This window comes from Palleronia sediminis (assembly GCF_004358695.1).
GTDB lineage: Bacteria > Pseudomonadota > Alphaproteobacteria > Rhodobacterales > Rhodobacteraceae > Palleronia > Palleronia sediminis.
Window position 1 is genome coordinate 37,921 of sequence record NZ_SNAA01000009.1, and the last position, 13,796, is coordinate 51,716.

The window sequence follows — 13,796 nt, forward strand, 5'->3', positions numbered from 1 at the left end:
CGCGCCGGGCGACACCGCGCGCATGGTGCCCCGCGACAGATTGCGACAGATCACGGACCGCTTCGGCTATGTCGAGGCGCGGCTGGCCGAGGGCAGCGGCGACATGGCCGCGCTCGGCCGCGAATATGCCGAGCTCAAGCCCGTGGCCGATCTCGCCGCGGAATACGACGCGCTCGACGCGGCCGAGGCCGAGGCGCGGGCGATGCTCTCGGACCCCGAAATGCGCGCCCTGGCCGAGGACGAGCTGGCGGCGCTGGCCGCCCGCCGCCCCCCGCTCGAGGAGGCGCTGCGCCTGGCGCTCCTGCCGAGGGACGCGGCCGATGCCCGCCCCGCCATCCTCGAGATCCGCCCCGGCACCGGCGGCGAGGAGGCGGCGCTTTTCGCCGCAGATCTCATGCGAATGTACCAGCGCCACGCCGAAGCGTCTGGCTGGCGTTTCGAGATCATCGAGGAAACCGCGACCGAGCTCGGCGGCCTGCGCGAGCTGGTGGCCTCGGTGCGGGGCGCGGGCGTCTTCGCGCGGCTCAAGTTCGAATCGGGCGTGCACCGGGTGCAGCGCGTGCCCGTCACCGAATCGGGCGGCCGCATCCATACCTCGGCCGCGACCGTCGCCGTCCTGCCCGAGGCCGAAGAGGTCGATCTCAGGATCGACCCCGCCGACCTGCGCATCGACACGATGCGCGCCAGCGGCGCGGGCGGCCAGCATGTCAACACCACCGACAGCGCCGTGCGCATCACCCACCTGCCCACCGGCCTCGTCGTCACCAGCTCGGAAAAGTCGCAGCATCGCAACCGCGAGATCGCGCTCGAGGTGCTGCGCGCGCGGCTCTACGACATGGAACGCCAGCGCGCCGCCGACGAACGGGCCGATGCGCGCAAGCTCCAGGTGGGCAGCGGCGACCGCTCGGAACGGATCCGCACCTATAATTTCCCGCAGGGCCGCGTCACCGATCACCGCATAAACCTCACGCTTTACCGGCTTGATCAGGTGATGCAGGGCGATCTCGACGAGATCATCGACGCGCTCACGGCCGAGGATCGCGCGGCGCGCCTTGCCGCCATGGGGTCGTGACCGCGACCACGGTTGCTGCCGCGCTGGCCCGCGCCGTGCGCGCGCTCGACGCCGCCGGGATCGACGGCGCCCCGCGCGACGCGCGGCTGCTCGCGGCCGAGGCGCTGGGGATCGCGCCCGACCGGCTGACGCTGGCGCTGCCCGACCCGATGCCGCGGGCGGCGGCGGACCGGCTCTGCGTCCTGACCGACCGGCGCGCGGGGGGGATGCCCGTGGCGCGCATCCTCGGGCGGCGCGATTTCTGGGGCCGCACGTTCCGCGTGACCCCCGACGTGCTCGACCCCCGCCCCGAGACCGAGACGCTGGTGGCGCTGGCGCTTGCCGGTCCGGCGGGGCGGGTGCTCGATCTGGGCACCGGGTCGGGCTGCATCCTCGTGTCGATCCTGGCCGAGCGGGCAAAGGCGCGCGGCACCGGCAGCGACCTGTCCGAGGCGGCGCTTGCCGTCGCGCGCGACAATGCCGGGCGCCACGGGGTCGCGGATCGCGCCGATTTCGTTCGTGCGGACTGGTGGTCGGGGATCGCGGGGCGCTTCGATCTCATCGTGTCGAACCCGCCCTATATCGCCGCCGCCGAGATGGCGGGGCTCGCGCCCGAGGTCGTGGCGCATGACCCGGCGATGGCGCTCAGCCCCGGCGGCGACGGGCTCGACGCCTATCGCGCCATCGCTTCGGGCGCCGCCGCCCATGCCGCGCCGGGCGCGCGGCTTCTGCTCGAGACCGGGCGCGGGCAGGGCGCGGATGTGGCGGCCATCCTCGCGCGGGCGGGCCTTGGCGATATCGCCATCCACCCCGATCTGAACGGGCACGACCGCGTCGTTTCGGCGAAATTCGCCTGAGACGACGGAAATCCGCGGTCAAACCCCGATCCGGGCTTGCAAAACCGGGTGCGACATGATCTTTCGATCCCACAGAGGGCGCAACGCCGCTTATCGCGTGCGCCTCTGGCACAGCCAGACTCACCCCAGGTTCCGCTTGTCGCGTGCGCGCGATACGTGCCTTGGACGGGGTGACACCATGCCGAAGCAAGGCCGGAAGCCAAACCAGCATGAGATCATCGAAGTCACGTTCGCGGACGAAGAACAACCGCAACCGCCCCTCGGGCGGAAACATCGTCAACCGGGTGTTCGATTCGTCGGGCCCCGAGGGCAAGGTCCGCGGCACACCGCAGCAGATCATCGACAAGTACAACCAGCTCACCCGCGACGCGACCTTGTCGGGCGACCGGGTCGCGGCCGAGAACTTCGCCCAGCATGCCGAGCACTATCTCAGGATGCTGGCCGAGGCGCAGCGCGAGATGGACCAGCGCCGCGACCAGTCCGACCAGAACCAGCCACGCGATCGCCAGAATGACGGCCGCGGCGAGGATGGGCGCGGCGAGGGCGAACGCCAGAACGACACCCGCGACGACCGCGACCGGCGCGACACCCGCGGCGAGGGCGACACCCGCGGCGAGGGCGCGCAGGACAAGCCGCAGGACAAGCCCGAACAGGCCCCCGACGCGGCCGCGCCCGATGCCGCCGCGGAAAGCGCGCCGCGCCCCCGCAGCCGCCGCCCGCGCCGCGACGATGCCGCCGCCGCGGCGGCGCCCGCCCCGCAGGCCGACGCGCCCGAGGGCAGCGACCTTGTCGAGACGCCCGAAAGCAAGCCGCGCCGCAGCCGCCGCAAGCCCAAGCCCGAGGCCCAGCCCGACCAGCCCGCTTCGGCCGATAGCGACGGGAAACGCGGCGAGACCGCCGATAGCTGACGCTCAGCCCGCCAGTTCGCGGGCCAGCGCGCAGATCTCCTCGAGCGACAGCTCCTCCGCACGGCGGGTGGGCGCGATGCCCGCCGCCTCGAGCCGGGCCTCGATATCGGGGGCCAGCCCCCTGAGTGCCGCGCGCAGCATCTTGCGCCGCTGCCCGAACCCCGCCGCCGTGACGCGCGACAACATCCGCGCATCGGCCGGATAGCGCGGGCCGGGCAGGGCGGTCAGATGCACCACCGCCGAGCGGATCTTGGGCGGCGGGGTAAAGGCCTCGGGCGGCAGGTCCATGACGATCCGCGCGTCGCAGCGCCACTGCGCCAGCACCCCCAGCCGCCCCCAGGCGCGGGTGCCGGGCCGCGCGACGATGCGCTCGGCCACCTCGCGCTGGAACATCAGCGTGAGCGAGCTCCAGAAGGGCGGCCAGTCGAGCGACAGCCACCGCGTCAAGAGTTCGGTCCCCACGTTATAGGGCAGGTTCGACACGATGCGGATGGGCGGCGTCAGCCGCCCGCTCGGGTCGAGCGTCAGCGCATCGGCATTGATGACCTCGAGCCGACCGGGCCAGGCATCGGCGATCTCGGCCAGCGCCGCCATGCAGCGCGGGTCCTTCTCGACGGCCAGCACGCGGCGCGCGCCCTCGGCCAGCAGACCGCGGGTCAGCCCGCCCGGCCCCGGCCCGATCTCGAGCACGTCCGAGCCCGAGAGGTCGCCCGCCTGCCGCGCGATCTTGGCCGTCAGGTTCAGATCGAGCAGGAAATTCTGCCCGAGCGCCTTTTTCGCCGTCAGCCCATGCGCGGCGATGACCTCGCGCAGCGGGGGCAGGGAATCGATGGCGCTCATGGTCTTCTCTTTCCAAATACCCTCGCCGAAGGCGAACGCGCCCTCACCGCGCCGCGCCGGCGGCATCCGAGGCGGCGCGCATCCGCACCATCCGCGCCGCCATCCGCAGCGCGGCCAGCGTCGAGGTCGGATCGGCGCGGCCGCTCCCGGCGATGTCGAAGGCCGTGCCGTGATCGGGCGAGGTGCGGATGAAGGGCAGGCCCAGCGTCACGTTGACCCCGCCCGCGAAATCGATCGTCTTGATCGGGATCAGCGCCTGGTCGTGATACATGGCCACGGCGGCGTCGTATTGCGCGCGCGCGGCGGCGTGGAAAATCGTGTCGGCCGAGGCGGGGCCGCGCAGCGCCATGCCCTCGGCCCCGAGCCGGTCGATCACCGGCGCGATCAGCGCGGCATCCTCGTGCCCCATCGCGCCGCCCTCGCCCGCATGGGGGTTCAGCCCCGCCACCGCGATGCGTGGGTTCGCGATGCCGAAATCGCGGACGAGCGCGGCATGGGTGATGCGCAGCACGCGCTCGAGCCCCTCCGAGGTCAGGGCGTGGGGCACCTCCGACAGCGGGATATGGATGGTCGCGGGCACGACGCGCAGCGCGTCGCAGGCCAGCATCATCACGACCGTGTCGACGCCGGCCAGCGCGGCGAGATACTCGGTATGGCCGGGATAGGCGAAATTGGCCCCGTCGATCAGCGCCTTTTTATGGATGGGCAGCGTGCAGAGCGCCGCGGCCTCGCCCGCGCGCACCATCCCAACCGCCCGCGCGATGACCTCGATCACGCCGGGGGCATTGGCCGGGTCGGGACGGCCGGGCGTCGCGGGGGCGGGAAAGTTATGGCGCAGCACGGGCACGCCGTGCCGCGCGGCCTGCGCGGTTTCCGAGGGGTGCGCGATCTCGGCTATCGGGGCGCCTTCGGGCAGGTGGCGCGGATCGCCGAGATAGAAGAACGGTAGCGCCGTTCCGAGGGCCGCATGGGCGCCCACCGCGATCTCGGGGCCGATGCCCGCGGGCTCGCCGCAGGTCAGGGCGATGGGGCCGATGCCCGCCGGGCTGTCCTCGGGGCCGCTCACTTGACGACGATCGTCGCGTTCGCCGCCAGCTCGTCGAGATAGTTCCCCGCCAGGTCCGACACGCGGGCATTGGTCAGCTCGCGCGCGATCTCGCTCAGGTCGGGCTCGGGCGCGTCGACGGGGCGATAGGAGCGGTCGCACAGCATCAGGAACACCAGCGTCTGCCCGCCCGCGCGCGTCAGCCCCACCGACGCCTCGCCGGGATCGAGCTTTGCCAGTTCCAGCGCGACATCCGCGGGCACCTGCGCGGGGGGCAGGGTGTCGCGCTGCAACCGCTCGGGCGGCAGGCCCTTTGCGATGCCGTAAAGGTCGTCGCAGGTATCGGCGGCGGCATCGACGCGCGCGGCCTCGGCCAATGCGGCGGGGGACCGGCCGCCGGGGATGTAGAGCGCGGCATATTCCAGCGCCGTGACCTCGGGGCGGGCGGCGATCTCGCCCACTTCGCGAAGCTGGAAGAACGCCACCGCGTTGGGGATCGAGATGGGCTGCGTCACCTCGCCCGGCGCCAGCGACAGGATCTGTTCACGGATCGGCGCGGGCAGGTTGGCGGCCGGCAGCCAGTCGATGGCCCCGCCCCGCGCGCGCGAGGTCGAGGCCGAATAGCTGCGCGCGGCCTGCCGGAACGCGCCCTCGTCGGTGATGGCCGCGATCTCTTCGGACAGGCCTTCGGCGCGGGCCAGCGCCTGGGGGGTGTTGGCGGGCAGGATGATCTCGTTGAGCAGGAATTGCAGCTCGGGCCTGGGTGGCGCGTCGGCGGCGCGCTCGATCTCGTCGGGCGCGATCTCGACCCGGCCCTCGCCGAACCGGGCGCGGATCACCTTGCGCCAGGCGATGCCCGCGCGGATGAAATCGGTATAGGTCGCCGGATCGACGCCGGCCTGTTCGATGACGTCCAGGAACGCCTCGAGCGTGAGTTCCGCCCGGCCCGCGAACTCGGTCATGCCCTCGACGAGTTCCTCGTCGGTGATCGCGATGCCCTCGCGCTTGGCCGCCTCGAGTTGCAGCCTTTCGCGGATCAGCGCGTCGAGCGCGGTCTCGCGGTCGCGGTCGGGGGCGTTGAAAAGCTCCAGCAAGCCGATGCGCTGCTGAAGCTCGAACTCGGTCACGACGCGTTCGTCGATGGTCGCGGCGGGCGCGAAAAGCGATTGCGCCGCGGCGGGCAGAAGCGGCGCCGCGGCAAGGGCCAGGGCAAGGCAGGCGGTGCGCAGGGGCGGGCAAAAGGCTGTCATCTGGCGGGTCGTCCTTGGCGTGGGGCGCAACATCTGGCGCGGGTGCGGGCCCCGCGTCGGGGCCGGGTCTATCATCCCTTGCAGGTGCTGCGATAGGTGTCGTCGAACCGGTCCGAGCCAAAGCCCGCAAGCTCGAGCCCCAGCGAAAAGCTGGTCGAGGGCTCGACCCCGGCCGTGCCGGTAAAGCGGCGCGTGAGTCCCGCGGCGATCGAGATGCATTCGGTGCGGTATTCCAGCCCGAGCCCGGCCTCGGCGGCGCGGTCGGCCTCGAGGTCGTAGCGCGCCCCGAGCGAGCCGATGACATGGCGCGACAGCCGCATCGAGGTATCGGCCACGAACTCGTTGAGATCGAGCGTGCGGTTCTCGCGCGGGTCGGCGTCGAGCCAGACATAGGCCCCTTCGAAGGTCACGCCCTCGCCGCGCACGGCCAGCCGGCTTTCGTTCTTGCGGATGTCGAGGCTGTCGTCGAACAGCGCGCGGGCGGTGAACTCGTAGGTCTCGCCGAGCGAGATGCGCCCCGCGGCAAGCCAGTCGCTTTCGGTGCCCGACAGGCCCGATCCGGGCGAAAACCCTTCGACCGGCTCGGCGCGAAAGATCCGCCCCCCCGAGGCCCCGACCGTCAGGCCGCCATCGGCGACGGCCGTGAAGGCGAGCCCGAGATTGGCGCGCAGCCCGGTCTCGATCCGGTCCTGCCCCGGAAAGCGCGACATGGCCAGCAGGTTGCCCTCGTCGAACTCGACGAGGCGGCTGTCCTCGTTGGGCACGCGGTCGCCCCACGAGGGCGCATAGGCCACCTGCGCCACCGGCTCGAGCAGGTAGGACGTGCCGTCGGCGCCGCTGCGTTGCAGCGGCAGGCGCAACTCGCTGCTGATGCCCGGCGTGAAGCGGTCGCGCGTGCCGGCAAAGCGGCGATCCTCGGTCACTTCGTAGGCGGCGATCTCGGCCCCGACCGTGTTGGTCAGGACCAGCCCAGAGGCAAGAACGCGCCGGTCGATATAGCGCAGGTCGATATTGGCCGAGGTCGTGTCGCGCCCCGTGCCGTCGGCGCCCGAAGGGCGATAGATCGAGGTCGCTTCGAGCCCCAGCCGCAGCTCGCCTCGTCCCAGCCGCAGGCGTTGTTCATAGCCGTAATCGGCCACGGTCGAGGGGAGCTGGTCCTCGATCGCCATTTCCTCGGGGCGCAGCGTCTCGTAGCCCGCGATCGAGGCGGTCACGAGCTCGTCGCGGCGGGCACGGCTGATCCGCACCTCCTTCTCGAGCCGGTCGGCATCGTCATAGCCGTAATCGACGAGATAGGCCTCGTCGGACACCTCCTCGATGTCGATCTCGAGCCGGTAGCCCGCGGGCAGGCGGAACGCGGCATCGGCCGACAAGAAATAGCGCAGGTCGTCGGGGCGCAGCGTGTCGTCGCTGACGCTGGCGGTCAGGTCGATCTCGCCGAACCGCAGCGCCTGCCGATAGCGCGTCTCGAGGGTGCGCGTCTCTTCCGAGAGATAGGGGGTGAAGGTCACGTCGGCGCTGGGCCCGAGCGTGACGAAAAGCGGCTGCTTGAACCCCAGCCCGAGCTGGGTGGTCGAGCGCAGCCGCGGGATCAGGAACCCGGTGGCGCGCGGCCGCGTGCTGTCGGGCAGGCGCAGCGTCGGGAAATAGGCGACCGGCATCCCGAACAGGCGGAACTGCGCGCGGTCGAACCAGATCATGCTTTCCTGTTCGTCGTGGATCACGCGGCGGGCGCGGATCTCCCATGTGGGGGTGCCGCGGGCGGCGCAGATGTTGCAGGACGAGGCGACGGTATTGGCCATCTCGGTATAGCGGCCGTCGATGCGCGCAAGCTCGGTCGCGGCAAGCTGCAATTCGCGGTCGAGCACCAGCCGCGCCGAGGTCAGGATGCCGTTGCGCAGATCGGCGTCGAGCCGCCCCTGGTCGGCCACGATCACCACGTCGTCGCCATCGTCGAGCCGGATCGGCCCCTCGATGGTCAGCCGCTTGGCGCCGCGGTCGTAGGTGATGCGCGTGGCCCGCAGCCGCGTGCCGTCGTAGAACACCTCGACCGCGCCCTCGGCTACCAGCACCGACCCGCCCTCGAGCCGCACGGTATCGGCCAGCAACGTGGCCGGCCCCGCCTCCTGCGATTGCAGGGCGGGGGGCGCGAAGGCCAGCAGGGCCGCAAGGAGGATCGCGCGCATCAGCCGTCTTCCCAGTGCAGAATCAGCCCCAGCGGCAAGAGCGCCGCGGCGACCGGCGGACCCCATGCCGCCAGAAGGACCGGCAGGCGCCCGCTTTCTCCCAGGATCTGCGCGAAATTTCGGATGAAGAAAAGGGCGAAGGCCAGGGTGAGGGCCATCAGCACCATGCTGCCCGTCCGGGCAAAGCGGGTGTGGCGCATGGTAAAGGCCGCGCCGACCAGCATCATCGCGGCCAGGAGCAGCGGTTGCGCCAGCTCCATGTGCAGCCAGACGCGGTGGCGCCGGGCCGAGAACCCGGCCGCTTCGAGCTGCGCGATGAAGCGGGGCAGATCCCAGACGGGAATGGCGGCGGGGTTGGCGAAACTGTCGAGGATCTGGTTCGCCGTCAGGCTCGAGGGCAGGCGCAGCGCCTCGTGCGTCAGCGCACCCGCCTCGGGGTTGGGCGCGTCGAAACGCCATTCCTTGGCGTCGCGGATCGCCCAGGCGCCGTCGATCAGCGCGGCACGGGCGGCCTCTATGCGAAAGGTCGGGCTGCCCGCCCCGTCGAAGCCGAGAAACGTCACCGCCGCAAGCTCGGTCCCGTCGGCATTGGCGCGCGCGGCGTTGATGACGGTCTGCCCCCGCCCGTCGCCCTGCCGCAGCCAGAGCCCCTGCGAGCTGAGCGACAGCGCCGAGACCGCGCGCCCCGCCAGCCGCTCGGCGGCGGCGTCGTAGCGGGTCGAGGTCGCCGCGACGATGGGGTTGAGCACCGTCACCGCCAGCGCGCCGAAGACCAGCGTGACGACGAGGGGCGCGCCCAGCACCCGCAGCGCCGACCGCCCCGAGGCGCGCGCGGCCACCAGCTCGGAACTGCGCGCCAGCGACAGAAACAGCGTGAGCGTGGCGATGATGACGAGCAGCGGCAGGATGGTATAGAGCGTCTCGGGCACGCTCAGCGCCGTCAGCCCGACGATGGCGGCAAAGGCCACGTCGTCCCCCTCGAAACGGCGCACCTGGTCGACCAGCTCGATCAGCAGCAGCAGCCCGAAGAACACGGCCACCGTCAGCCCAAGCGCCACCGCGAAGCGGCGCGCGAAATAGCGTTGCAGGATCATGCCGCGGCCCCCGCCATGCCGCGCGCGCGCGGACGGCGGTGCGACCGTCCCGCCAGCCACAGGCAGGCGCCCGAGACGGCGAGCCCCGCGGCGGGCGGCAGGTAGACCAGCGCCCACATCCGCGGATCGGTGCGCGCCGCGTCCGAAGCGAGGTTGCGCGACAGCTCCAGCACGATGAGCGCGAGCGCGGCGCCGCCCACCTGCCGCCATGTGCCGAACCGCGAAAATCCCCCCAGCATCATCACCGAAAATCCCAGGACCGCCGCGGCCAGCACCTGCGCGCCCTGCTCGACGCGCATGTGCAGCGCCAGCCACAGCTCGGCGCCGCTCGCGCCCAGCTCGTCCGCAAGCTCGGGCCCCGCGGCCCAAAGCTCGGCCGTGGGCACGGCGTCGATATCGCGCGGGCCGCGCGCGGTCAGGTCGATCAGACCCGAGATGTCAAAGGCGAAATCGTCGAAACGCGTCGTCGAGAGCCGCCCCGTCGCGGCCGTAAGATCCTGCACCAGACCGTCGAACATCAGCAGCCGCGGCCCCTGCGCAGTGGGCACCAGCAACGCGCGCTCGGCGGTATAGGTCGTCTCGACCCCCGGTTCGCGGTCGTCGGACAGGAACACGCCCAAAAGCTCGGTCTCGGGGGTGATCTCGCGGATATAGACGGTCAGCCCGGGGGCGGGATGCAGGAACTCGCCATCGGTCAGCAGCCCCGAGGTCACGTCCTCGGCGATCTCGGCGCTGCGCTCGTCCAGCCGCGCCTTGGCGAGCGGCCCGACCGCCAGCGTCAGCGCCAGCGCAACCGAGGCCCCGAGCAGCCCGAACAGCGCGACCGGGCGGGCCAGCCGCAAGGGCGAGATGCCCGACGAATGGGCGACGACAAGCTCGCGCTCGGCCCGCATCCGGTTGGCCACCTGCACCCCGGCGGCAAAGGCCGAGACCGGCAGCACGAGGCGGATGACGTTGGGCAGGGTCAACACCGTCAGCTCGAGAAACACCGCGCCCGCCTGTCCGCTGCCGATCAGGCGGTCGAACAGCCCCACCGCCTGGTTCACCCAGTAGATGGCCACCAGCAACAGGCTGAAAAAGCCGAACAGCCGTACGAGCTGAGCCAGCAGGTATCTGTCGAATGTCCTCACCTGCCGGCCGCCCCCCCGTCATGCCCCGCGCCCGGCCCAGCCTAGCGCAGCGCGCCGCGGCCCGAAACTGCCTTCTGGCCATCGGCGGGGACCGGGCCTAGACATGGGCCGCGCGCGCCCGCCGCGCGACCTGCCACATCCCCGGAGACGCCAGATGACCACCCCCCTCGCCATCCATACCGCATCGTCGGATATCGAAACCCTGGCCTCGGTGCAGGGGGCGCTTGCCGTTTTCGCGGGCGGGGATGGCAAGCTCGACCGGCTGGCGCGGCGGGTGAACCGCCTGACCGGCGGCGCGATCGAGCGCGCGGTGGCCGACAAGTCCTTTGCCGAGGGCAAGCCCGGCCATGTCACCGTGCTGAACTTCCCGCAAAAGATGGAGGCCCGCGCCGTGCTGGTCGTGCGGCTCGAGCCGCGCGCGCCCGAGGACGAGGCGCGCCGGGCGGGCGTGGCCGTGGCCCGCGCGATGCCCGGCCGGACGGTGACGCTGGCGCTGGGCAACCGCCGCCACGCGGCCGCCGTGGCGATGGGCACGGTTCTGCGCGCCTATGACTACCGCGACCAGCGCAGCCCCGGCGACAAGGACGACGCCGAAGAGGGCGCCGTCACGCTCATGCTCGACGATCCCGAGGCCGCGCGCGACGCGGTCGCCGATATCGCGGCCATGGCCGAAGGGGTGTTTCTTGCGCGCGACCTCGTGAACGACCCGGCCAACGTGTTGACGACGACGAGCTATGCGGAACGGCTCCGGGCGCTTTCCGAACACGGGCTCGAGGTCGAGGTGCTGGAGGAGGACCGCCTGGCCGAGCTCGGGATGGGCGCGCTTCTGTCGGTGGGGCAGGGCTCGGACAGCCCGTCCAAGGTCGTGGTGATGAAATGGATGGGCGGCGAGACCGATGCCGCACCGCTGGCGCTGGTGGGCAAGGGCGTCGTCTTCGACACCGGGGGGATCTCGCTCAAGCCCGCCGCCGGCATGGAAGAGATGACGATGGACATGGGCGGCTCGGCCGTGGTCGCGGGTGTCATGTCGGCGCTCGCCCGGCGCAAGGCCCGCGCCAATGTCGTGGGGCTGGTGGGCCTTGTCGAGAACATGCCCTCGGGCCGCGCGACGCGCCCCGGCGACGTGGTGCGCGCGATGAAGGGCGACACGATCGAGGTCATCAACACCGACGCCGAGGGGCGGCTCGTGCTGGCCGACGTGATGTGGTACGCGCAGGAAACCTTCAAGCCGGCCGCGATGATCGATTTCGCCACGCTGACCGGGGCCATCGTGATCGGGCTCGGCCATCACAATGCGGGCGTGTTCTGCAACGACGACGCGCTGGCCGCGGGCATCCTCGGCGCGGCGGGCGCGGCGGGCGAGGGCGCGTGGCGGATGCCGCTGGGCGAGGAATACGCCGAACAGCTCAAGTCGCGCATCGCCGATGTCAAGAACGTGGGCGGCCGTCCCGGCGGCGCCGTCACCGCGGCGGAGTTCCTGCGCCGTTTCGTGCAAAAGGACATGCCCTGGGCGCATGTCGACATCGCCGGCGTGGCCGCGACGAGCTTTGACAGCCCCTATGCGCCCAAGGGTGCGACGGGCTGGGGCGTGCGCGCCATCGACCGGCTGATCCGCGACCGGTTCGAGGGCTGAGCGGTCCGCGCCCGCGCGGATCGGGAAAGGACGGGCGGGGATGGGCGCGGTCTATTTCTACCACCTCACGCGCCGCCCGCTCGAGGCGGTGCTGCCGCAGCTGCTCGAACGGGCGCTGGCGCAGGGCTGGCGCGTGTCGCTGCGCGCGCGGACGGACGCGATGCTCGACCGGCTCGATGACGCGCTCTGGACCGATCCGCCCGACGGGTTCCTGCCCCATGCGCGCGACGGCGGGCCGCAGGACGCGGCGCAGCCGATCCTCCTGACGCTCGGGGAGACGGTGCCCGAGGGGCGCGATTGCCTGATCTGTGTCGAGGGCGCGCCCATGGCCGCGGCCGAGGTCGCGGCGCTGGCGCGGGGCTGCGTGATCTTCGACGGGGGCGACGCGGCGGCGCTGGCGCAGGCGCGCGACCAGTGGCGCGCGCTGACAGGCGCGGGCGTGGCGGCGCAATACTGGTCCGAGGAATCGGGCCAGTGGCAGAAAAAGGCCGAACGCTGAGGCCGCGCCGCACCCCGCGCACGAAAAAGGAGGCCGCGCGGGCCTCCTTCAGCGTCAGTCCGTGGCGTGGGCAGGCTTACTGCCAGAAGCCTTCGTCGACGCCTTCCATGGACTCGAGCTCTTCCTCGTTCATGCGGGTGACATAGGCATAGCTGTCCGCGGCCACGAGGTTGAGGTCGTCGACCGAGATCATCACGTGCTTGTCGCCGATATCGAGGAAGCCGCCGACTTCGGCCACGATGCCCTTGAGATCGCCGTTATGGTCGAGCACGAGATCCTCGATCTCGCCGATCTGGTTCCAGTCGGCGCCCACGGTGTCATAGGTCAGTTCGGGGTCCCAGCCTTCGTCATCGGCCTCGTTGATCGTGTAGATCGGGCTGCCGGTCAGGTCGCGCGAGCGGATGAGCTGATCGCGCATCCCCATCATGTCCGCGCTGGCGGTCATGCTGGCGGCGCTGTCGTTCATCATGTCTCCGTCGGTCATCTGCTCGTCGGCCATCATGTCGCCGTCGGTCATCTGGGTGTCGTCGGTGGCGTCCTGCGCGAAGGCGGCGGTGCCGGTGGCAAGGACGAGGGCGAGTGCGGTGGACGTGATGCGTTGCATGTGCAAGCTCCTCTGAATTCATCGAGTTATGCGCCTACAACCAGCCGCGCCCGCAGCGGTTCCCGGCCCGCCCCCCCGATTTTTCCAGAAAAATCGCCCCGCCGAAGCGGAACCCTCACCGCGTGAGGGTCAGGCGGCCATCCGCGATCTCGATGCGCCCGAAATGCTGGAGATAGCTCATCCCCATGAGCGACCCGGACATGTCGCCGCCATTGACCATGGCCGGCACGCCGCGCTCGACCATGTCGCCCAGCCGCACCTCGCCCAGGCTGACGCGGGCCAGCGGCACCACGCCGTTCGCGGTCTGGGCCCGGCCGAGATAGGCCAGCCGGTCGGGGTCGATGCCGATGCGCTGCGCGTCGCGCCGGCTCAGCACGAGATCCGAGGCGCCGGTGTCGACGATGAACTCGACCGGCGTGCCCTCGATGCCGAGGATGACGCGGAAATGCCCGTCATAGCTTTGCGGGACGACGAGGCTGCCCTCGACGCTCATCGCCTGGCGCGGCGGCAGGACCTCGTCGCGGATATCCGACCACAGCGCCGCGCCCGCGATCACGCCGACAAAGATCAGCCCCCACAGCGCGAGCTGTTGCAACGTCCGCGACAGCGACTGGCGGTTCTGCACGATGAAAAAGCCAAACACCGCCGCGCCCAGCAGCGCGAGATAGAGGAAGGATGCGATGGAATCTCCGGCCATGG

General features: G+C 71.3%; 13 protein-coding genes. 5 read left to right on the forward strand and 8 right to left on the reverse strand.

The genetic code is table 11. The features are described 5' to 3' along the window. Positions 1-22: 22 nt before the first annotated feature. The 3 genes from prfA to E2L08_RS09270 all read left to right on the forward strand — a co-directional run bounded on the left by prfA (position 23) and on the right by E2L08_RS09270 (position 2,816). Positions 23-1,072 (forward strand): peptide chain release factor 1, encoded by a 1,050-nt coding sequence (gene prfA / locus E2L08_RS09260; RefSeq protein WP_133396790.1) that lies wholly within the window; start codon positions 23-25, stop codon positions 1,070-1,072. Beyond that, positions 1,069-1,908: a peptide chain release factor N(5)-glutamine methyltransferase gene (prmC, locus tag E2L08_RS09265; protein WP_133396791.1), complete on the forward strand. Its 840-nt coding sequence runs from the start codon at positions 1,069-1,071 to the stop codon at positions 1,906-1,908. Before prfA ends, prmC begins: the two co-directional genes overlap by 4 nt. A 209-nt stretch (positions 1,909-2,117) precedes the next feature. Further along, positions 2,118-2,816: a DUF4167 domain-containing protein gene (locus tag E2L08_RS09270; protein ID WP_133396792.1), complete on the forward strand. Its 699-nt coding sequence runs from the start codon at positions 2,118-2,120 to the stop codon at positions 2,814-2,816. A 3-nt stretch (positions 2,817-2,819) separates the two neighbouring features. Here the strand turns inward: E2L08_RS09270 and rsmA are convergent, their stop codons facing one another. The 6 genes from rsmA to E2L08_RS09300 form a co-directional block, all read right to left on the reverse strand. Beyond that, positions 2,820-3,656 (reverse strand): 16S rRNA (adenine(1518)-N(6)/adenine(1519)-N(6))-dimethyltransferase RsmA, encoded by an 837-nt coding sequence (gene rsmA / locus E2L08_RS09275; RefSeq protein ID WP_133396793.1) that lies wholly within the window; start codon positions 3,654-3,656, stop codon positions 2,820-2,822. A 43-nt stretch (positions 3,657-3,699) separates the two neighbouring features. Continuing rightward, the gene (gene pdxA / locus E2L08_RS09280; RefSeq protein ID WP_240758181.1) at positions 3,700-4,722 is read right to left on the reverse strand and encodes a 4-hydroxythreonine-4-phosphate dehydrogenase PdxA; all 1,023 of its coding nucleotides are present in this window, start codon (positions 4,720-4,722) and stop codon (positions 3,700-3,702) included. Further along, positions 4,719-5,951: a peptidylprolyl isomerase gene (locus E2L08_RS09285; RefSeq protein ID WP_168771106.1), complete on the reverse strand. Its 1,233-nt coding sequence runs from the start codon at positions 5,949-5,951 to the stop codon at positions 4,719-4,721. The genes pdxA and E2L08_RS09285 overlap by 4 nt, the downstream gene beginning before the upstream one ends. A 71-nt stretch (positions 5,952-6,022) precedes the next feature. Then, positions 6,023-8,137 carry an LPS-assembly protein LptD gene (locus tag E2L08_RS09290; RefSeq protein WP_168771107.1) on the reverse strand — a complete coding sequence of 705 codons (2,115 nt, stop codon included), beginning with the start codon at positions 8,135-8,137 and terminating at the stop codon, positions 6,023-6,025. Beyond that, complete coding sequence (lptG, locus tag E2L08_RS09295; protein ID WP_133396796.1) at positions 8,137-9,231, reverse strand: LPS export ABC transporter permease LptG; 1,095 nt, start codon at positions 9,229-9,231, stop codon at positions 8,137-8,139. Before lptG ends, E2L08_RS09290 begins: the two co-directional genes overlap by 1 nt. Continuing rightward, complete coding sequence (locus E2L08_RS09300) at positions 9,228-10,361, reverse strand: LptF/LptG family permease (RefSeq protein ID WP_133396797.1); 1,134 nt, start codon at positions 10,359-10,361, stop codon at positions 9,228-9,230. The genes lptG and E2L08_RS09300 overlap by 4 nt, the downstream gene beginning before the upstream one ends. A gap of 154 nt (positions 10,362-10,515) precedes the next feature. Here E2L08_RS09300 and E2L08_RS09305 point away from each other — a divergent pair, with 154 nt between their 5' ends. Both E2L08_RS09305 and E2L08_RS09310 read left to right on the forward strand, forming a co-directional pair. Continuing rightward, positions 10,516-11,994 carry a leucyl aminopeptidase gene (locus E2L08_RS09305; RefSeq protein ID WP_133396798.1) on the forward strand — a complete coding sequence of 493 codons (1,479 nt, stop codon included), beginning with the start codon at positions 10,516-10,518 and terminating at the stop codon, positions 11,992-11,994. 40 nt (positions 11,995-12,034) lie between these two features. Then, on the forward strand, positions 12,035-12,493 hold the full coding sequence (locus tag E2L08_RS09310; RefSeq protein ID WP_133396799.1) for a DNA polymerase III subunit chi: 459 nt from the start codon (positions 12,035-12,037) through the stop codon (positions 12,491-12,493). A 76-nt stretch (positions 12,494-12,569) separates the two neighbouring features. Here the strand turns inward: E2L08_RS09310 and E2L08_RS09315 are convergent, their stop codons facing one another. Together E2L08_RS09315 and E2L08_RS09320 are read right to left on the reverse strand one after the other, a co-directional pair. Continuing rightward, the gene (locus tag E2L08_RS09315) at positions 12,570-13,097 is read right to left on the reverse strand and encodes a PRC-barrel domain-containing protein (RefSeq protein WP_133396800.1); all 528 of its coding nucleotides are present in this window, start codon (positions 13,095-13,097) and stop codon (positions 12,570-12,572) included. A 115-nt stretch (positions 13,098-13,212) separates the two neighbouring features. Next, positions 13,213-13,794, reverse strand: a complete 582-nt coding sequence (locus E2L08_RS09320; protein WP_133396801.1) for a retropepsin-like aspartic protease family protein — start codon at positions 13,792-13,794, stop codon at positions 13,213-13,215. Between the last annotated feature and the right edge of the window lie 2 nt (positions 13,795-13,796).

Bases quoted from the DNA above. Each gene is read 5' to 3' on its own strand.
- prfA (WP_133396790.1), top strand. From the start codon at position 23: ATGGTGCCCCGCGACAGATTGCGACAGATCACGGACCGCTTCGGCTAT.
- E2L08_RS09270 (WP_133396792.1), top strand. From the start codon at position 2,118: ATGAGATCATCGAAGTCACGTTCGCGGACGAAGAACAACCGCAACCGC.
- rsmA (WP_133396793.1), bottom strand. From the start codon at position 3,656: ATGAGCGCCATCGATTCCCTGCCCCCGCTGCGCGAGGTCATCGCCGCG.
- E2L08_RS09285 (WP_168771106.1), bottom strand. From the start codon at position 5,951: ATGACAGCCTTTTGCCCGCCCCTGCGCACCGCCTGCCTTGCCCTGGCC.
- E2L08_RS09290 (WP_168771107.1), bottom strand. From the start codon at position 8,137: ATGCGCGCGATCCTCCTTGCGGCCCTGCTGGCCTTCGCGCCCCCCGCC.
- lptG (WP_133396796.1), bottom strand. From the start codon at position 9,231: ATGATCCTGCAACGCTATTTCGCGCGCCGCTTCGCGGTGGCGCTTGGG.
- E2L08_RS09305 (WP_133396798.1), top strand. From the start codon at position 10,516: ATGACCACCCCCCTCGCCATCCATACCGCATCGTCGGATATCGAAACC.
- E2L08_RS09310 (WP_133396799.1), top strand. From the start codon at position 12,035: ATGGGCGCGGTCTATTTCTACCACCTCACGCGCCGCCCGCTCGAGGCG.
- E2L08_RS09315 (WP_133396800.1), bottom strand. From the start codon at position 13,097: ATGCAACGCATCACGTCCACCGCACTCGCCCTCGTCCTTGCCACCGGC.
- E2L08_RS09320 (WP_133396801.1), bottom strand. From the start codon at position 13,794: ATGGCCGGAGATTCCATCGCATCCTTCCTCTATCTCGCGCTGCTGGGC.